The 19,036-nt window shown below is 62.8% G+C and carries 15 protein-coding genes; 7 read left to right on the top strand and 8 right to left on the bottom strand.

Annotated features, from left to right (window positions below):
- Window positions 1–197 precede the first annotated feature (197 nt).
- The 6 genes from GIV26_RS09405 to GIV26_RS09380 form a co-directional block, all read right to left on the bottom strand.
- Window positions 198–1,145 (bottom strand): D-isomer specific 2-hydroxyacid dehydrogenase family protein, encoded by a 948-nt coding sequence (locus GIV26_RS09405; RefSeq protein ID WP_236280227.1) that lies wholly within the window; start codon window positions 1,143–1,145, stop codon window positions 198–200.
- Window positions 1,142–2,311: an acyl-CoA dehydrogenase family protein gene (locus GIV26_RS09400; RefSeq protein ID WP_236280225.1), complete on the bottom strand. Its 1,170-nt coding sequence runs from the start codon at window positions 2,309–2,311 to the stop codon at window positions 1,142–1,144. The genes GIV26_RS09405 and GIV26_RS09400 overlap by 4 nt, the downstream gene beginning before the upstream one ends.
- A 161-nt stretch (window positions 2,312–2,472) precedes the next feature.
- Entirely contained in the window at window positions 2,473–3,813 is a 1,341-nt protein-coding gene (locus tag GIV26_RS09395; RefSeq protein ID WP_034127403.1) for an LLM class flavin-dependent oxidoreductase, read from the bottom strand.
- A 10-nt stretch (window positions 3,814–3,823) separates the two neighbouring features.
- Complete coding sequence (locus GIV26_RS09390; protein WP_236280224.1) at window positions 3,824–4,798, bottom strand: ABC transporter substrate-binding protein; 975 nt, start codon at window positions 4,796–4,798, stop codon at window positions 3,824–3,826.
- A gap of 82 nt (window positions 4,799–4,880) precedes the next feature.
- A complete protein-coding gene (locus GIV26_RS09385; protein ID WP_236280221.1) occupies window positions 4,881–6,464 on the bottom strand; it encodes a rhodanese-related sulfurtransferase in 1,584 nt (527 codons plus the stop codon).
- Complete coding sequence (locus GIV26_RS09380) at window positions 6,461–7,072, bottom strand: cysteine dioxygenase (protein ID WP_236280220.1); 612 nt, start codon at window positions 7,070–7,072, stop codon at window positions 6,461–6,463. The genes GIV26_RS09385 and GIV26_RS09380 overlap by 4 nt, the downstream gene beginning before the upstream one ends.
- A 212-nt stretch (window positions 7,073–7,284) precedes the next feature.
- Here GIV26_RS09380 and GIV26_RS09375 point away from each other — a divergent pair, with 212 nt between their 5' ends.
- Complete coding sequence (locus GIV26_RS09375; protein WP_032896831.1) at window positions 7,285–8,190, top strand: LysR family transcriptional regulator; 906 nt, start codon at window positions 7,285–7,287, stop codon at window positions 8,188–8,190.
- A gap of 367 nt (window positions 8,191–8,557) precedes the next feature.
- Here GIV26_RS09375 and GIV26_RS09370 read toward each other — a convergent pair whose 3' ends face one another.
- Window positions 8,558–9,343, bottom strand: a complete 786-nt coding sequence (locus GIV26_RS09370; RefSeq protein WP_054898675.1) for a DeoR/GlpR family DNA-binding transcription regulator — start codon at window positions 9,341–9,343, stop codon at window positions 8,558–8,560.
- A 120-nt stretch (window positions 9,344–9,463) separates the two neighbouring features.
- On the opposite strand from GIV26_RS09370, the gene GIV26_RS09365 reads away from it, so the two are divergent.
- Window positions 9,464–10,624, top strand: coding sequence for an alpha-hydroxy acid oxidase (locus GIV26_RS09365; RefSeq protein ID WP_014718172.1), 1,161 nt, complete (start codon window positions 9,464–9,466; stop codon window positions 10,622–10,624).
- A gap of 192 nt (window positions 10,625–10,816) precedes the next feature.
- Here the strand turns inward: GIV26_RS09365 and GIV26_RS09360 are convergent, their stop codons facing one another.
- Complete coding sequence (locus GIV26_RS09360) at window positions 10,817–11,743, bottom strand: alpha/beta hydrolase (RefSeq protein WP_054898677.1); 927 nt, start codon at window positions 11,741–11,743, stop codon at window positions 10,817–10,819.
- A gap of 165 nt (window positions 11,744–11,908) precedes the next feature.
- On the opposite strand from GIV26_RS09360, the gene GIV26_RS09355 reads away from it, so the two are divergent.
- The 5 genes from GIV26_RS09355 (at window position 11,909) to GIV26_RS09335 (ending at window position 18,988) form a co-directional block, all read left to right on the top strand.
- On the top strand, window positions 11,909–12,496 hold the full coding sequence (locus GIV26_RS09355) for an NUDIX domain-containing protein (RefSeq protein WP_034125680.1): 588 nt from the start codon (window positions 11,909–11,911) through the stop codon (window positions 12,494–12,496).
- Between the two features lie 608 nt (window positions 12,497–13,104).
- Window positions 13,105–13,722 (top strand): transcriptional repressor LexA, encoded by a 618-nt coding sequence (gene lexA, locus GIV26_RS09350; RefSeq protein ID WP_236280218.1) that lies wholly within the window; start codon window positions 13,105–13,107, stop codon window positions 13,720–13,722.
- The gene (gene imuA, locus GIV26_RS09345; RefSeq protein WP_003191873.1) at window positions 13,722–14,336 is read left to right on the top strand and encodes a translesion DNA synthesis-associated protein ImuA; all 615 of its coding nucleotides are present in this window, start codon (window positions 13,722–13,724) and stop codon (window positions 14,334–14,336) included. Before lexA ends, imuA begins: the two co-directional genes overlap by 1 nt.
- Before the next feature lie 7 nt (window positions 14,337–14,343).
- Window positions 14,344–15,759: a Y-family DNA polymerase gene (locus GIV26_RS09340; protein ID WP_236280216.1), complete on the top strand. Its 1,416-nt coding sequence runs from the start codon at window positions 14,344–14,346 to the stop codon at window positions 15,757–15,759.
- 157 nt (window positions 15,760–15,916) lie between these two features.
- Window positions 15,917–18,988: an error-prone DNA polymerase gene (locus tag GIV26_RS09335; protein ID WP_236280213.1), complete on the top strand. Its 3,072-nt coding sequence runs from the start codon at window positions 15,917–15,919 to the stop codon at window positions 18,986–18,988.
- Window positions 18,989–19,036: the final 48 nt, after the last annotated feature.

Below are 19,036 nucleotides of genomic sequence, written 5' to 3'. Positions count from 1 at the left end.
TGAGAGCTGGTTTGCCGGCGATAGCGGTGGCTCAGTTGAATATTCAGTGACTGACACACCGCGCTCCCACAGGGATCTGTGCCAGGCGCTGATTTTTTTTGGGCAATGCATGACCAGTGTGGGAGCTGGCTTGCCGGCGATAGCGGTGGCTCAGTTGAATATTCAGTGGCTGGCACCCCCTCTTCGCGGGCAAGCCATCAGGCGTTCGCGAGGTTACTTAACTCAAGGCCCGCCACATACCGTTCCAGATTAGCCAGGAACGTATCCGCAATTTCCTCCTTGCTGCGGGTCGAAATAGCCGAAGTATGCGGCGACAGCCGTACCCTCGGATGGCTGTACAGCGGATGCCCATCGGGCAGTGGCTCTGGCTCGGTGACGTCGAGGGACGCCAGGCCGATCTGGCCGTTATCCACTGCGTGCAACAGCGCTTGCTGATCGAGCAGGCCACCGCGGGCGATATTGATCAGGTGCAGCCCCGGCTTGGCGCTGGCCAGCACATTACGATTGATGATATGCCGCGTTGCTTCCGTCAGGGGGGCCGCCACCACCAGGTGATCGGCGCGGGCAAACAGGTCGTGGATGTCCTTGGCCGCTTCCACGCCATCGAGGCCGAACGGGGTTGTGCTTTGACGCAGCGCCACCACCTTGAGCCCCAGTGCCAGAGCCTTTTGCGCCAGGCTTGTGCCAATCGCGCCGAAGCCCAAAAGGCCCAGCGTGGTGCCCTTGAGCGGGCGCAGCGCGGTGAACTGCCACTGGGCATCCTTTACCCAGATGTCCGGCAAATGCTTGGCCGCGGCAAAGATTGCCGCCAGGGCGAACTCGGCCAGGTTATCGGCGGCGCTGCCACGGGAAGTGGTCACGGGTGGGCCGTTGAATAGCCACTGGGGGTAGAAGTCGATACCCGACGACACCAGGTGCACCCACTGTGCGCCGTAGGGCCAGCCCGGTGGCGGGGTGTCGGGGGCGGTGTAGCCCCGCACATTGATCGGGCGCAGCAGCAGGATATTGGCGTGGGGCGGCAAGTCACTGGGCACACCGACCGGCACGCCGATTACCTGGGCTTCGGGGTGCAGTGGGGCAAGGCGCTCCCGGATCACCTGGTTGTAATCTTCGTCCAGTTGGCTGGCAATAATCACCTGACTCATGTGCGTTCCTTTTGGCGCTGGTTGAACACAGCTTTGCCGACGCCTTGCAGCACGGCGTCATTTTGCGGAGTGTGGACGCGGCTGCACAGCACATCGCGGTAATGCCGTTGCAGTGGGCTGTGCCGTGACAGGCCAGGGTTGCCCGAGGCTTCGATGGCCAGCTCGACCGCACGGATCGCATTGCCGGTCACCAGGTACTTCACTTGTGCGGCATTGGCCGTCGGCGTGTGCCCTGCGGCAGCAGCATCGAGCAGGCTACGGTTGGCGAACAGCAAAGTGTCGATATGGCCGACGGTCTCCTGAAAACGCGGCAGGGTGGACAGTGCCGCGCCGAGATTCGACGGCTTGCGCTCCTCCAGCCAGTCCACCAGCCAGTCTCGTGCCGCCTGGGCCACGGCGTCGTACACCGAGGACAACAACACCGACATCCAGAGGAATCCTTCGCCATCCAGCTCCGCTTGCGGGGCGCTCCAGGGGCTGACGCTGACCGCATGGTCCAGGGGCACCCATACGTTGTCCAACACCACCTCATGGCTGCAGGTGGCGCGCATGCCCAAGTGGTCCCAGGTGTCGATGATGCTGACGCCGGGGCTGGCCTGGGGCACCAGCCAGGCGCCTACCAGCGGGTCGGCGTCATCGCTGCGCGCCCACACGCTGAACCAGCTCAGGCCATGGCTGCCGGTGGAGTAGAGCTTGCGCCCACTGATACGCCAGCCGTCGGCGGTGCGCACGGCAGTGGTGGCCGGCAACCCGCCACGGGCTGGGGTGCCAAGGTCAGGTTCGACGCGCAGGGCATTGATCAGCGCGCCGTTCTGCACCGCCTCCTGCGCGACCTGCACGCGCAGGTGTGCGGGCCAGCTCTGGTTGTCTTGCAGGCGGGCGTGTTGCAGGTATTGCATCACCAGGATCAATGCCGTGGACGGTTCGCCCTTGGCGATGGCGCTGATGACCTTGCGCGCCTGGGACAGGCTGGCGCCACCGCCGCCGAGTTTTTTCGGCACGGTCAGGGCGATGAGTTGGTGTTGGTGCAGGAGCTTGAAATTAGCGTGGGGGAAGGCGCCGCTTTCGTCATAGAGGGGCGCGGTACTGGCCAGCTCGGCGCTGAGGTGATCAAGCAGGGCGTCGAAATCGACGGCCTCCACAGCCTTGAGAGACGGTTGAGTCATAAGTCTGTACTCGGTCAAAAATGTGGGAGGGTGGCAAGCCCTGACCCCCTTGTAGGAGCGAGCTTGCTCGCGAAAAACTCACAGGCACCGCGTTTATTCAGGAAGTACGCGTTATCGTGGGCGTTCTTCGCGAGCAAGCTCGCTCCTACAGGGGGTAGCATTCAGGCCAGGGCTTGTTCGGTGGCTTCGATCACGCTGTAGCGGTTCGCTGGCACTTCCAGGCCGAGGTTGTCCCGTAGGGTGTGGCCGCTGTACTCGGTACGGAACAACCCTCGCTGTTGAAGCACAGGCACCACCAACTCAGTGAAATACTGCAGGCCATCCGGCAGTACCGAGTTGATGATGAAACCATCGCTGGCGCCGCTCTCGAACCAGGTCTGAATGGCATCCGCGACCTGTTCAGGGGTGCCGACAAAGTCGCGCTGGGGCCGTGAGAAACGCAGGGCCACTTCGCGCAGGGTCAGGCCTTCGTCACGGGCCAGTTGCTTGATACGTTCGGAGCCACCTTTCTGGCTGTTGGCGCCCAGGTCGCCCAGTTCAGGGAAGGGCGCATCCAGCGGGTACTGGCTGAAATCATGGTCGTTGAACGGTCGGCCGAGGGCGACAATGGCGTCTTCCACGGTGACCAGCGCCACGGCTTGCTGGTAGCGGCTTTCCACTTCGGCGGCATCGCGCCCGACAATTGGGCGGATGCCCGGCAGGATCGACAGGCTGTCCGGGTCGCGGCCAAAGCCCTTGGCGCGGCGTTTCAAATCGGCGCTGTAGGCCTTGGCCTCATCGATAGTTTCCACATGCACGAAAATCGCATCGGCGTTTTCAGCGGCAAAGTTACGCCCATCCTCCGAAGTGCCTGCCTGGAAAATCGCCGGTTGGCCCTGGCGCGAACGCGCGATGTTCAGCGGGCCTTTGACCGAGAAGAATTCGCCCTTGTGGTTAAGCGCATGCAACTTGCCTGGGGTGAAGAATTCGCCGCTGTGTTTGTTATAGGCAAAGGCATCGTCCTCCCAGGAATCCCACAGACCCTTGACCACATTCAGATGTTCCTTGGCGATGCGGTAGCGCACGGCGTGGGGCGGATGCTCGGCCTTGCCGAAGTTATCGGCGGTGCCACTCAGCCACGAGGTGACGACGTTCCAGCCGGCGCGGCCGCCGCTGATGTGGTCCAGGGAGGCGAACTGGCGTGCTACCTGGTAAGGCTCGGTGTAACTGACGGTCACGGTGGCGACCAGGCCGATATGAGTGGTCAGCGCGGCCAGGGCCGAGAGGATCGTCAGCGGCTCGAAACGGTTGAGGTAATGGGGGCTGGACTTGGGGTGGATATGCAGGCTGTCGGCGATGAACACGAAGTCGAACCGGGCGGCTTCGGCCAGTTCGGTCTGCTGCTTGTAGAAGCCGAAATTCGTGCTGGCGTCGGGTTGTGCCTGCGGGTGGCGCCATTCGCCCCAACCGTGGCCGACACCGTGCACCATGGCACCGAGTTTCAATTGACGTGGCTTGCTCATGTTCTGCTCCTTAGCGCGAGGCTTGTTCGAGGGGGATACGCTTGGCGTTGAAGCTGGAATCGAAGCCCTGGGAGACGTCGATGTGTTTGCTCAGCAGGCCTTCTTTTACATAGGTGTCGGCGGTGGCTTGCAGGCCATGGATCACCGTATCGTCAATCGTGACCGGGGAAAGATGGGTGTCCTGGGCCACTTCTATATGCACGGCCAGTGGCAGGCCAGTGATCTTGGCTTGGGCAGCGGCGTATCGCTCGGGATGGGTATTGGCCCAGGCGTAGGCGCGATCAATGCGGGCGACAAAGTCGTCCAGTTGCACACGCTTGTCGGCAATGGCCTGGCCGGTAGCGGCGAAGTACAGATGATTGCTCAGCAGGTGCTTGCCGCTCACCAGCACGCGAGCATTGCTCTGTGAGGTGACCACGGTGGTGTAAGGGTCCCACGTCGCCCAGGCATCGGCGGTGCCGTTGTCGAGTACCAGCCGGGATTCGGCGGGCAGCAGGAAGATGAACTGCACATCCTGGGTGGTCAGCCCGGCATCGTTCAGGGCCTTGATCGCCAGGTAGTGCCCGATGGAGCCGCGCCCGGTGACGATCTTCTTGCCCTTGAGGTCGGCCGCGGTCTTGATCGGCGAATCCTTGGGCACCAGCAGCGCCGTGGTGTTACGGCCTTCGGCATGGATGATGCTGATCACCTTGATCGAGGCACCGGCGCCGAGGGCGAACACATAAGGGGCATCACCCAGGGCGCCGACATCCACAGCGCCGGCGTTCAGCGCTTCGCCCAGGGGCGAGGCCGAGGGGAATTCCGACCATTTGATCTCGTAGGGCACGTTCTGGCTTTCGCCCGAGGCTTCCAGTAGCGCCTTGATCGTGGATTTCTGGTTGGCCACGCGCAGCGGTTGCAGGTCGCCAGCCTGGACGGTGGAAAGCAGGCCGAGGGCGAGGGCAGCGCCCAGCAACAGGCGTTTGAATGGAATGGCGTACAGCATGGGAAAAACTCCAGGCGTTGGGTAAAGGAAAGTACCTCCGCCTGGAGAAGGGGTCGGTTGAGCGAAACGGTGCAGCGGTGAATCAGATCACGTAGAAACCATGGGTGCCGTCGCGGGCCAGTTGCTCCACGAGGCCGAACTCCCAATCCAGGTAAGCCTGCATGGCTTCCCGTGGGTTGTCGGTGCCTTCGTACGGGCGGCGGTAGCGGTCGATACGCGGGGAAGCCAGGTGGCTTTCGCCTGACTCAAGGGGCAGTTGCGCATGGATCCAGCCAGCCGTGCCGTCCTGCAGCAAAAAGACCGGCTTGCCGGTGAGGGCCTCGACTTCCGGCACGGCCAGGCGCGCCAGTTGGCTGCTGCCGCAGGTCAACACATAGCGCTGGGCGCTCGGTACCTTGCTCAGGGCCTCGGGCAGTTGCGCGCGCAGCACCCACCAGGCGCCGGGGATATGACGTTTCACGTAGTTGGCGCTGGCCGTGAAGTCCAGCACCTGCGTGTCGCCATGGCTGAGCCAGTCGGCAAGGGTGTGGGGGCTGATCAGTTCGGCCTGGGGCGGTGGCGGCACGGGTGCGACCCATGCACCGCGTTCGCTGAAGTGCGTGGCTTGCAGGTCGTCCAGCACCGAGACCTGCCAGCCCAACTGGGCCAGCCATGACGCGGACATATTGGCGCGCACGCCGTCGTCGTCCACCAGTACCAGGCGCGCGCCGCGCACACTGGCAACGTGGTCGGTCTCCTGCACCAGTTGCCCGCCCGGGGTGGCGCGGGCGCCCGGCAGGTGGCCGGCTTCGAATTCTTCTACGGTGCGCACATCGAACAGGTAGGTGGTGCGGGTCGCGTCCTGTTGCCAGCGCTGCAGGTCATTGAGCGTTGCACGTTTTACCCCGGCTTTGTCGGCAACACCACGTGCCTTTTGGGCGGCGAGCTGGCGATGGTTTTCCGAGGTCGGCGCAAAGCGGCGCGCCTGGCCATGGGCGAGGGTCTGCCCGGCCAAGGTCCAGCCGATGGTGCCGTTGCGCAGGGCTGCCACCGGGTTGGGAAGGCCGGCGTTAATCAACGACTGGGTGCCGATAATGCTGCGGGTGCGCCCGGCGCAATTGACGATAATGCGCGTAGACGGATCGGGCGCCAGCTCACGGGCGCGCAATACCAACTCGGCTCCCGGCACGCTGATGCCGGTGGGGATGCTCATGGTCTGGTATTCGTCGAAACGGCGCGCATCGAGCACCACCACATCGGCCTGGCTGTCGAGCAGGGCCTGGACCTCTTCGGCGGCCAGGGACGGCGTGTGACGCTGGTTCTCTACCAGTTCGCCAAACGCCTTGCTGGGTACATTGACGTCGATAAACAGCTCGCCACCGGCCCGTCGCCAACCGTCCAGCCCATCCTCCAGCAGGCTGACCTGGGTGTAGCCCAGTGCAACCAGGCGTTCGGCGGCGCGGTGGGCCAGCCCTTCGCCGTTGTCGTACAGGGTGAACTGGGTATCGCGGCGTGGAATGCGCGCGTACACCTCCAGCTCCAGCTTGGACAAGGGGATATTCGCGGCGAACAGCGGGTGGGCCTCGGCAAAGGGGGCTTCCTCACGCACGTCGATCAGCGCGACTTCTTCACGTGCCAACAGGGCCTGGCGAATCTGCGCAAAGCTGCGGGTCGATAGGGTGGTCATAGGGCAGGGCTCTTTTCTTTGGACAAGTCCCAGATGTTCGGGAGATAGGCGTTGGAATAACCGGAGATAAACAGTTTCTCGCTGCCGTCGGGTTGATACACCGCCCGGCGCACCGCACCGATATTGGCGCCGTATACATGGATGCTGATGGACACCTGATCGCCGTGGGCATTGCTGACCTGGTGGATATCGCCGACCTTGGGTGACACTGCCTCGATCTGGCCCGGCAGCAATTGCACGGGTTCGCCTCGCGCTATCAGGCTGCCGCCCGGCGCCCGGGCAAACCCTTGGGAAACCTCCGCCCCGCGCAACATGCCGATCAGCCCCCACACCCTGTGGTCATGAATCGGCGTGCGTTGCCCTGGCCCCCATACAAAGCTGACCACGCTGAACCGCTGGCGCGAATCGGCATGCAGCAAAAATTGCTGGTAGCGCTCGGGGTCGGGCTGGGCGAACTCGTCGGGCAGCCAATCATCGTGGCTGACCAGTTGCGCCAGCAGCTTGCCGCCACGGTGCAGCAGGTCGCCTTCACGCGGGTTGCCGTCGATCAATTCCGCCAGGGCGCCTATGAAGGCTCTGAGTCTCTCGGGGTGTCGGGCCTGGGTCATGACCATTCCATCGGGCTGTTGGTATGCTTTATCTAAGCATAATGTTTATTTTTAATATGCTATTTTTTAATGATTAGCTTATAGCCGGAGGTAATTTAGAACCGGTTTGAATAGTGTTAGACGTTATTGATCACTGGCTGGGCTATCCAGACCTGTGTGCGGCCACTATGCTTCACGCACATCTTAATGACTGATCTGTATGTGCGGCCCAAATGAAAATTGACGATATCGATGCCTTTGTCGAAGTGATTCGTTGCCAGTCCATCAGCCATGCCGCCGCGTCGTTGCAGCTGACCCAGCCAGCCATCACCCGCCGCGTGCAGAACTTCGAGCAGGCCCTGGGAGTGGAGTTGTTCGACCGCAACACCAAGCCCCTCAAGCCAACGCTGATCGGTACCCGTGTCTATGAGCAATGCCGGTTGATCCTGCGCGAGATGGATGCCCTGCGCGAACTGGTGGCTACCGATGCGCCGCCCACCGGCGTGCTGCGCCTGGGCGTACCGCAGACCATCGGCGATGTGGTGCTGCTGGACGCACTCAAGCACCTGCGCAGCGAATACGCCGACTTGCGCGCCCAGGTTGCCACCGGCTGGGGCAGCCAATTGGTCGGCAAGATTGAACGCGGCGAACTGGATGCGGCGGTGGCGTTGTTCCCCGCAGGCAAGATCTTCCCGGACAACCTGGTCGGTGAGTCCATCGGCAAGATGGAGTTGGTGGTGGTCTGTGCCAAGGCGCAGTTGCCGAAGAAGCCTTGCAAGCTGGCGGACGTGTACCAGAGCGGTTGGATCCTCAACCCGGACGGTTGCGGGTTCCGTGCGGGGTTGCAGCGCACCTTGTCTGACCAGGGCCTGGCGTTGCGGGTGAACCTGGAAACCTTCGGCACCGAACTGCAACTGGGCCTGGTGGCCGACGGCCTCGGCCTTGGCCTGGTGCCACGTCCGTTGCTGGAACGCAGTGCTCATCGCGAGCACCTGGCGGCGATGCCCCTCAAGGACTTCAAGCCGGTGATGGATTTGTGGCTGATCTATCCGCATTTTCTCGGCAACCTGCAAGGGCCGGTGGATGCGTTTGGTCAATGGGTGGCGGATGCTTTGCACAAGATCCGCAGCGCTGCCTGACGCCCTGCCAGCCGACATTTACCTACCTGACACCCCGCAATCCAACTGTGGGAGCTGGCTTGCCTGCGATAGCGGCCTGACAGCCGATACAGGGTGTCAGACCGAGTACATATCCATTCCTGCGGTAACGGCTACTTAGGGTTCCGCTTTTACAGCGGCTCACTTTTGAAAAGAGCCGGAATGCCGGCCCAGCCAAAAGTAAGCAAAAGGCTCTTGCCCCACCACTCGGCACCTCGCCCAGGCTCGGTGTGCCCTTTTTGTAGGAGCGAGCTTGCTCGCGAAAAACGTTCAGGCGCCGCGTTCATTCAGGAAACACGCGTTATTGTTGACGTTTTCGCGAGCAAGCTCGCTCTACACAGGGTTTGCATCACTGCACGTCCACCCGCTGCACCTGCAACCCCAACTGTTCATATGCTTGCACCTCCGGCGCGTCCCACTCGGTAATCAGCGTATGAATACGGCTGCAAGGCGCCACCACAAAGGGTTCCACCGCGCCGAGCTTGTCTGAGGTGGTCACGGCGATGACGTGGGACGCGCTGTCGAGCAAGGCTTGCTTGACGGCGACTTCACCAAAATGCAGCGAGGTGATGCCCACTTGCGGATGCAGTGCGCAAACCCCGGTGAACAACAGGTCGGCCTTGACGCTCTGGATCAGCCGCACCGCGTCATGGCCGCCGGTGGAGAGCGTGGCGGGGTTGAGTTGGCCGCCGGCCAGGATCACTTTTATATGCGGATGGTCGGCCAGGGCGATGGCGATCATGGGGGATGGCGTGACCACGGTCAGGTGCAGTGCATGGGGCAAGCACTGTGCGATCTGCAAGGTGGTGGAGCCAGAATCGAACAGCACGATCTGGCCGTCTTCAACGCGCTCCGCCGCCACGCGAGCGAGGTGGCGCTTGACCTCGTTGGTTTCCCCGACACGGGTAAAGAAATCCTTGCCGGTGTCCTTGGGTCGGGGCAGGGCGCCGCCATGTACGCGTTGCAACAGGCCGGCGGCAGCGAGTTCGCCGAGGTCGCGGCGGATGGTGTCCTGGGACACGGCAAAATGCTCGACCAACTCGGAGGCAGTGACCTTGCCGTCGCGTTCCAGCAACAACAAGATCTTCTGTTTGCGCAGGGAAGGCAGGTCGATGGCTTGATGAGTGTTATGCATGTTTGTGCGCTTTATTGCGGGTTTGTGCGAGATTAATCGCCGGCCCATCTAAACGCAACGGCTGGTTGCCCACGCTCCTGCCGGTTACTCTCTGTGTTCAGTTCAGGGAGAGGTGACCCGATGCCGTTGATCACAACCATCGAAGACTTACGCAAGCTGGCGCAAAAACGTGTCCCCCGCATGTTCTACGACTACGCCGATTCCGGCTCCTGGACTGAGAGCACCTACCGCGCCAACGAAACTGATTTTGCGCGTATCAAGTTCCGTCAACGGGTGGCGCGCAATATCGACGAGCGTTCGATCCGCGCCAGTATGATTGGCCAGGACATGGCCATGCCCGTGGCGCTGGCGCCGACTGGCCTGGCGGGCATGCAGCATGCCGATGGCGAAATCCTCACTGCCCGTGCCGCTGCCGCGTTCGGGCTGCGCTATACCTTGTCGACCATGAGTATCTGTTCGCTGGAAGACATCGCCGAGCACGTCGGCCAGCCGTTCTGGTTCCAGTTGTATGTGATGCGCGACCGCAGTTTTATCGAGCAGTTGATCGAGCGCGCCAAGGCGGCCGGGGTGGATGCATTGGTGCTGACCCTGGATTTGCAGATTCTGGGGCAGCGCCACAAGGACTTGATCAATGGTTTGTCCGCGCCGCCCAAGCTGACCCTGCCGAACATTCTCAACATGATGACCAAGCCGCGCTGGGTGATGGGCATGCTGGGTACCCAGCGGCGTGGTTTCGGCAATATCGTCGGGCATGTGAAGGGGGTGGCCGACATGAGTTCGCTGTCGTCGTGGACCGCCCAGCAATTTGACCCGCGCCTGAGCTGGGACGATGTGGCGTGGATCAAGCGGTGCTGGGGCGGCAAGCTGATCATCAAGGGCATTCTCGATGTGGAGGATGCGCGCTTGGCGGCCGATTGCGGTGCCGATGCGTTGGTGGTGAGTAACCACGGTGGCCGCCAGCTTGATGGCGCACCGTCGAGCATCAGCCAATTGCCGGCGATTGTCGAGGCCGTGGGCAACCGCATTGAAGTGTGGCTCGACGGCGGTATTCGTTCCGGCCAGGACGTGCTCAAGGCCATGGCGCTGGGCGCCAAGGGCACCATGATTGGCCGCCCGCACTTGTATGGGCTGGGGGCGATGGGCGAGGCGGGCGTGACCAAGGCCCTCGATATCATCGCCCGCGAACTGGATGTGTCGATGGCGCTCTGTGGCTATAAGGATATACGCGAAGTGAATCGCGAAATCCTGTTGCCCGGTACCTTTCCTGGGAGCACGGCTTGAGCAAAAAAACCGTAAAAATATAAAAAGAGTTGTCCACGAAAACCGTGGGTATCTCTGTGGATAACTTTGCGAAGGCCCGGCAGCGTTGGCGATTTCAGCGAAGGTCATTATTTGATCAACTTGTATTTCGGGCCAACATGGCCAGGGTTTGCGCTTGATAGCCAAGCGCGAACCCAGTGTCGAAAAGCGTATTTACGAGGCGTTATCGCGGCCTGTGGAGTGTGTCACCACCTGGGCAGGCATCTTCGTGCGCATCAGGTTTTCCAGCGCCTGGCCATAGCTGCGTCCGGCGAGGTTCATGCTGTTGTTATGGCTGGCACCGGGCACCAGCAACAGGTGTTTGGGTTGCTGGGCGGCTTCGAATAACTGCTGGCTGAAGCGCGGTGGTACGTAGCGGTCGTCGAGGCCGTGGACCACCAGCAGCGGCATGTGGATGTCGGCAATCTTGTCGATGGAATCGAACTTCTGCGACAGCAACCAGCGCACCGGCAATGAGGTGTTGGCAACGGCCGTGGCGACATCCGCCAGGGAGGTGAACGTGGACTCGATCACCAGCCCACGCACCGGCAATGGCACCTGCTTGCCCAACTCGGCAGCGAGGTCGATGGCGACCGCGCCACCCAGGGAGTGCCCGTAGATCAGGCGTTTGCCGGGGTCTGGTTGCAGGGTCTGGAAACGCTCCCAGGCAATGCGAGCGTCCTCGTACACCGTGGCTTCCGAGGGCAGGTCGCCCTGGCTTTGGCCAAAGCCGCGATAGTCGATGGCCAGGACCGAAAAGCCCAGGGCATGCAGTTGCTCGATGCGAAACAATTGGCCCGTGAGGTTCCAGCGTACCCCGTGCAGGTAGAGGATGGCGGGCGCGTCTTTGTTGGCTGCCGGGTACCACCAGCCATGAATGTTCTGCCCTGCTTTGAAACTGGCGGGCGTGAGTTCGAATTCCTGCACCGCCTTGGGCAGGCCGGTGTACCAGCCGGCGGTTCCCGGCTCGATGCGAAACACAAGTTCGCGCTCCTTGTGTTGCAACACGGCGCAGCCGACCGGCAGGCCGACAATCAACACGGCCATGCACAGCCAGACAAGCCAGCGCAGGCCCCGGCGGGGCATAGAAACAGAAGACATGAAGGTTCCAGAACAAAGATGAAGCACGGGTTTTACCAGATGGCCTGGGCGGGTAGGCATTAATGCGACGGCCGTGACGGATGAAAGTGTTACAGCATTGAACAATCCTCGCGCGGGTTGATAGGGTGGACGGCTCGAACCTGCCCTACCTGCAAAGGCCCACACATGAACAACAGCCCCGTGCGCATCACCGCCGAAGAAACCCTCTCGGACAACTGGTACCTGCTGAAGAAATACAGCTTCGACCTGCGCCGTCGCGACGGCAGTTGGCAAGCCCAGACCCGCGAGGTGTATGACCGGGGCAACGGTGCGACCATCCTGTTGTACAACCGTGAGCAACGCACAGTCTTGCTGATTCGCCAGTTCCGCATGCCCACTTTCGTCAACGATTACCCCGGCTACCTGATTGAAGCGGCGGCCGGTTTGCTCGATAACGCCAGCGCCGAAGAACGCATCCGCCTGGAGGCCGAGGAAGAGACCGGCTATCGCGTCGGGCATGTTGAGAAAATCTACGCGGCGTTCATGAGCCCGGGATCTGTGACGGAGCGGATTCACTTTTTTATCGGTGAATACCAGCCAGGCGACCGAGTGGGAGCGGGCGGAGGCCTGGAAGAAGAGGGCGAGGATATCGAGGTACTGGAGCTGGGCTTTGAGCAGGCACTGGCGATGGTGCAGAGCGGGGAGATTGTGGATGGCAAGACGATTATGTTGTTGCAGCATCTGGAGCTGCGGATGTTGAAAGAGGGGTGGTGAGGTATGCCTTCATGTGCATAGGTATCTACATAACTTCGGCACGACGCTGAATCTGTGGCGAGGGAGCTTGCTCCCGTGACGGCCTGGCAGCCGACACAGATATAACTGATGCCCCGCGATCCAATGTGGGAGCTGGCTTGCCTGCGATGGCGGCCTTCTGGTCGACCATTTAGTTGGGTTGGAATGCGTACATATCCATTCCTGCGGTAACGGCCACCTAGGGTTCCGCTCTTACAGCGGCTCACTTTTGAAAAGCGCAAAAGTAAGCAAAACGCTCTTGCCCCACCACTCGGCACCTCGCTTAGGCTCGGTGTGCCCGTAATCCGCCAGTGATTTGGGGGGCCGCCGCCACGCGCCATCCATGGCGCGGGGCGGCTAAACCGGCATCCCTGCCGGTTTACCCCCCAAATCCCTGTCGAATTCCGGCCAGCGTGGTTTAACGGGGCGCCTAAGATCAAAAGCAGATCAAGATCAAGATCAAGAGCGGCTCGCTTCGCATCGTTTTAACCGTTGAGCTTACAGACTTAAGTAGATACCTATGCCTTCATGTGGGAGCTGGCAATTAGCAGACTGACGGTTATTGTCAGAAATTTCCCACAGGAGTACAAATGTACTCCATGACAAACCTGACTCCCCGCCGCATCGCCATCCTGACCTTCATTCGCGAGCGCATCGCGCAACAAGGCCAGCCTCCCAGCCTCGCCGAGATCGCCGAGGCGTTCGGCTTCGCCTCGCGCAGCGTCGCCCGCAAGCATGTAGTGGCGCTGACCGAAGCTGGGTTTATCGAGGTCAACCCCAACCAGGCCCGTGGCATTCGCTTGCTCAATCAACCTGCGCGTCCCGAGTGGCTGGATGTACCGGTGCTCGGCCGTGTGGCGGCCGGTCGGCCGATTGGCGCCGATGCCGAGGTGCACAGCCGCTTGCAACTGGACCCCGCCACTTTCGCCAAAACCCCCGATTACCTGCTGCGGGTGCAGGGCGATTCGATGATTGAAGATGGCATTCTCGATGGCGACCTGGTGGGCGTGCGCCGCAGTGCCGAAGCCTTGAACGGGCAGATTGTGGTGGCGCGCCTGGACGGCGACGTCACCATCAAGCGTTTCGAGCGCCACGGCGACAGGGTTCGCCTGTTGCCGCGCAACCCGGCCTATCAACCCATCGTGGTCGGGCCCGAGCAGGACCTGGCCATCGAAGGCGTGTTCTGCGGCCTGGTGAGGCAAGGCTGATGGGCGCCGTGGTTGCCCTGGACTCGCTGTTCAATGGCGGGCGAGTCTGGAAGGGCCGGCCCGCCGCGCCCCCGGCCAGCGTACATCCTACGGGGCTGGCGGCGCTGGATGCGGTGCTGCCCAGTGGCGGCTGGCCGGAATCGGCCTTGAGTGAAATCCTGATGGCCCAGGACGGGGTGGGCGAGTTGCAACTGGTGCTGCCTACCCTGGCGCGCCTGTCGGCCTTGGGCGAGCGCATTGTGCTGGTGGCGCCGCCCTATACCCCCTATCCCCATGCGTGGCAGAACGCCGGGGTGGATGTGCGCCAGCTGTCCATCATCCGGGCCGAGGAGCGTGACGCGCTGTGGGCGGTGGAGCAATGCCTGCGTTCTGGCAGTTGCGGGGCGGTGTTGTGTTGGCCGCGCAAGGCCGATGATCGTGCCTTGCGGCGTTTGCAGGTGGCGGCCGAAACCGGGCAGACCCTGGCGTTTGCCTGGCGCTCCCTGAGCGAGGCGATCAATGCCTCGCCTGCCGCCCTGCGCCTGGCGGTCGAGGCCAGGCCCGCGCAAGTGCGGGTGCTCAAGTGCCGTGGCGGGCTGGCCCATCCGGCGCCGATTGCCCTGGCGGGGCATTGAGGTTGCCATGCGTTGGGTGTGTATTGTCTTCCCGCAATTGGCGCTGGACGGGGCACAGCGTGTGCATCCCGAACCCGAGCAGCCGCTGGCGCTGCTGGCCGGCACGCCGCAGCGGCGTGTGTTGCAAACCGTCAACGCCGCCGCCCGCGCCTTGGGCCTGCGCCCCGGGCAATCGTTGACGGCAGCCCATGCCCTGGTCATGCAGTTTGCCTGTGTCGAATACGACCCGCTGGAGATCGAGCGCCTGCAGCAGTTTCTGGCCGCCTGGGCCTACCGATTCAGCTCCCAAGTCAGCCTGTATTACCCACGGGCCTTGTTGTTCGAGATCGAATCGAGCCTGGGCCTGTTCGGCCCCTGGCCGCAACTTGAGGCGCGTTTGCGCAAAGAGCTGACCGAACTTGGCTTTCGTCATCGCATCGTCGCTGCGCCCAACCCGGCGGCGGCGCGGATATTGGCAAACGGCTACGACGGCCTGGCCGTGGCCGATGACAGCGCCCTGATGCAGGCCCTGGCGTCGCTGCCTGTCGACCGTGCAGGCCTTGAACCCCAGGCCGCCACCGCCTTGTCGCGCATGGGCCTGCGCAGCCTGGCCCAGGTGCAGGCCTTGCCCCGGCATACCCTGGCGCGACGTTTTGACGCCAGCCTGCTCAAGCACCTCGACGCCCTGAGCGGGCAGCGGCCATTGGCCCTGGATTTTTATCAACCGCCCGACCAGTTCGATGCACGCATCGAGTTGAATTTCGATGTGCAATCCCACCAGGCGCTGTTGTTCCCCTTGCGGCGTTTGACCGGCGACCTGTCCGCTTTCCTGTGCGGCCGCGACAGTGGCGTGCAGCGCTTTGACCTGCACCTGGAACACGCCCAGGCACAAGACAGCGTGATCAAGGTGGGCCTGCTCAGCGCCGAGCGCGAGCCTTCAATGTTGTTCGAACTGGCCCGTGGGCGCCTGGAGCAGGTACAGGTCACCGCGCCGGTGCGGGGTGTGCGCCTGGTGGCCGAGGACTTGCCGGTGTTCGTGCCGCAACGCCAGGACCTGTTCGACGACCGCCCGCAACAAACCCTGCCGTGGGAACAGTTGCGCGAACGCCTGCGTGCACGCCTGGGGGATGAGGCGGTGCAGGGCCTGCGTTTTCAGGCCGACTATCGCCCCGAATGCGCCTGGCAGGCTGCGACCGACCACCAGGCGTGCCCGAGCTTGAACAAGGTCCGCCGCCCAGGCTGGTTATTGCCGCAACCGACCTTGCTGGCCGAACACGGCGTACAGATCCTGATGGGTCCGGAGCGCATTGAATCGGGCTGGTGGGATGGCGCCGATGTCCGCCGCGACTATTACCTGGTCCAGACCCGCGCCGGCCAGCAGGGTTGGGCCTATCGCACGGTGGGGCAAGGCGATGGGCTGTGGTTGCAAGGGTGGTTTGCATGAGCATCCCCTCAGTTGGAGCGCACTTACTGTGGCGAGCAAGCTTGCTTGCGCTGGGGTGCGTAGCGCCCCCAATAAAAGCCGGAGACTGCTGCGCAGTCAGCGGGAGCAAGCTCCCTCGCCACAGCAAGCTCGCTCCTACAACAGGGGGTGGGGGCGCATGAATTATGCCGAGCTGCACTGCCTGTCCAATTTCAGCTTCCAGCGTGGTGCCTCCAGTGCGCTGGAGCTTTTCGAGCGCGCCAAGCGCCAAGGCTACAGCGCCCTGGCGATCACCGATGAATGCACGCTGTCAGGCATCGTGCGTGCATGGCAAGCCGCCAAAGCCGTGGACTTGCCGTTGATTATCGGCAGCGAAATGCACATCGAAAATGGTCCGAAACTGGTGCTGCTGGTGGAGAACCTGAGCGGTTATCAGCACCTGTGCCGGCTGATCACCCTGGCCCGGCGTCGGGCTGAAAAGGGCAGTTATCGCCTGCTACAGGAAGATTTCGAGCAACCGTTGCCCGGCCTGTTGGCGTTGTGGGTGGCGCAAGACAGCGACACCCAGGCCAGCCTCGACTGGCTGCGCCGCACCTTCGACCAGCGCCTGTGGCTGGCGGTGCACCTGCACTGTGGGCAGGACGATGCGCGCCATCTGCAACAGCGCTTGCAACTGGCCCACAGCCTGCAAATCCCTGCCGTGGCCTGCGGCGATGTGCATATGCATGCGCGAGGCCGCCGTGCCCTGCAAGACACCATGACCGCCATCCGTCACCACGTGCCGGTGGCCGAAGCTGGCACGCGCCTGCACCCCAATGGCGAACGCCACCTGCGCAGCCTCGACGCGCTGGCGGCGCTGTACCCCCAGGCCTTGCTGGATGAAACCCTCGCCCTCGCGCGGCGCTGCACCTTCGACCTCGGCCAGTTGCGCTATCACTATCCACGCGAGCTGGTACCCGCGGGGCATGACGCCCAATCCTGGCTGCGCACCCTCACCGAAGAAGGCATCGCCCAGCGCTGGCCCGAAGGCATCGACGACAAGACCTTGCAGCAAATCCATCGTGAACTGCAGCTGATCAGCGAGCTGGGTTACGAAAGCTATTTCCTTACGGTGCATGACATCGTGCGTTTCGCCCGCAGCCGTTCGATCCTGTGCCAGGGCCGTGGTTCGGCGGCTAACTCGGCGGTGTGTTTTGCCCTGGGCATCACCGAAATCAACCCGAGCCTTACCAACCTGCTGTTCGAGCGCTTCCTGTCCAAAGAGCGCAACGAGCCGCCGGACATCGACGTGGATTTTGAGCACGAGCGCCGCGAAGAGGTGCTGCAATACGTGTTCCAGCGCTATGGCCGCACCCGTGCAGCCTTGACGGCGGTGGTCAGCAGTTACCATGCCACGGGCGCGGTACGTGATGTGGCCAAGGCCCTCGGGCTGCCGGCGGACCAGATCAACGCCTTGGCCGATTGCTGCGGGCGCTGGAGCGATGAGGCGCCGCCGTTGGAGCGCCTGCGTGAAAGCGGCTTCGACCCGGACAGCCCACTGCTGCGGCGTGTCTTGACGTTGACCCAGCAACTGATCGGTTTTCCGCGGCACCTGTCCCAGCACCCTGGCGGCTTTGTGATCAGCGAATACCCGCTGGACACCCTGGTGCCGGTGGAAAATGCGGCCATGGCCGAGCGCACCATTATCCAGTGGGACAAAGACGACCTCGACGCCGTCGGTTTGCTCAAGGTGGACATCCTTGCCCTGGGCATGCTCAGCGCGATCCGCCGCTGCTTCGATTTGCTGCGCCGACATCGCCACCGGGACTTGAGCCTGGCCACGATTCCCAAGGAAGACCCGGCCACCTACGCCATGATCAGCAAGGCCGACACCATCGGTGTGTTCCAGATCGAGTCGCGGGCGCAGATGTCGATGTTGCCCAGGCTCAAGCCGCAGACGTTTTATGACCTGGTGATCGAGGTTGCCATTGTGCGGCCTGGGCCGATCCAGGGTGGCATGGTGCATCCGTACTTGCGTCGACGGAATAATGAAGAGCCCACCACCTATCCGTCGCCGCAATTGAAAGCCGTGCTGGAACGCACCCTGGGCATCCCGCTGTTCCAGGAACAGGTGATGCAAATCGCCATGGTCGCCGCCGACTATAGCCCCGGCGAGGCCGACCAGTTGCGCCGCTCCATGGCCGCCTGGAAACGCCACGGCGGCCTGGAGCCCCATCAGCAGCGCCTGCGCACCGGCATGCTGAAAAACGGCTACACCGAAGCCTTTGCCGCGCAGATTTTCGAGCAGATCAAGGGCTTTGGCAGCTATGGTTTCCCGGAGTCCCACGCCGCCAGTTTCGCCTTGCTGACCTATGCCAGTTGCTGGCTCAAATGCCATGAGCCGGCGGCCTTTGCCTGCGCCCTGATCAACAGCTGGCCCATGGGCTTCTACAGCCCGGACCAGATCCTGCAGGACGCCCGGCGCCATCGCTTGCAGATCCGCCCGGTAGATGTGCAGGCCAGCGACTGGGAATGCAGCCTGGAGCCCATCGACGGCCAGCAACCGGCGATTCGCCTGGGCTTGCGCATGATCTCTGGGTTTCGCGAGGACGACGGGCGGCGTATCGAAGCGGCGAGGCAGCAGCGGCTGTTCAATGACATCGCTGACCTGGACGCGCGCGCCGGGCTGGATACGCGTGCCCAGGCGCTGCTGGCGGATGCCGGGGCCTTGCGCGCCCTGGCCGGCAACCGCCATCAGGCGCGCTGGGACGTGGCCGGTGTGCATCAGCAACTGGGCTTGTTTGCCGGGCTGCCGAGCCCCGATGAAACGCGGGTGGCATTACCCGAGCCCACGGTAGGCGAAGATTTGCACGCCGATTACGCCACCCTCGGTACCACCCTGGGGCCCCATCCCCTGGCACTATTGCGCGCCGAGTTACGCCGGCGCCGCTGCCGCAGTTCCCAGGAATTGCTGGCGGTGGAGCATGGGCGCAACGTGAGCATCGCCGGGCTGGTCACAGGGCGCCAGCGCCCAGGCACAGCGAGCGGCGTGACCTTTGTCACCCTGGAAGATGAGTTCGGCAACCTCAATGTGGTGGTCTGGCGCGACCTGGCCGAGCGTCAGCGCCAGGCGCTGGTGGGCTCGCGTTTGCTCAAGGTGGACGGCCGTTGGGAGGCGGTAGGTGAGGTGCGGCATTTGATCGCGGGGCGCCTCACCGATTTGACGCCGTTGCTGGATGGAATGGTGGTGCGCAACCGGGATTTTCATTGAGTTCCAGGGGTTTGTGCATTCCTCTGTGCTCAGGATGAAACCATCCAC

Origin of the sequence: Pseudomonas sp. PA-1-3F, from assembly GCF_021609665.1 — a bacterium.
Classification (GTDB): domain Bacteria; phylum Pseudomonadota; class Gammaproteobacteria; order Pseudomonadales; family Pseudomonadaceae; genus Aquipseudomonas; species Aquipseudomonas paracarnis.
Note: the sequence above shows the minus strand (reverse complement) of the source record. Positions and strands in the feature narration are given on the sequence as shown.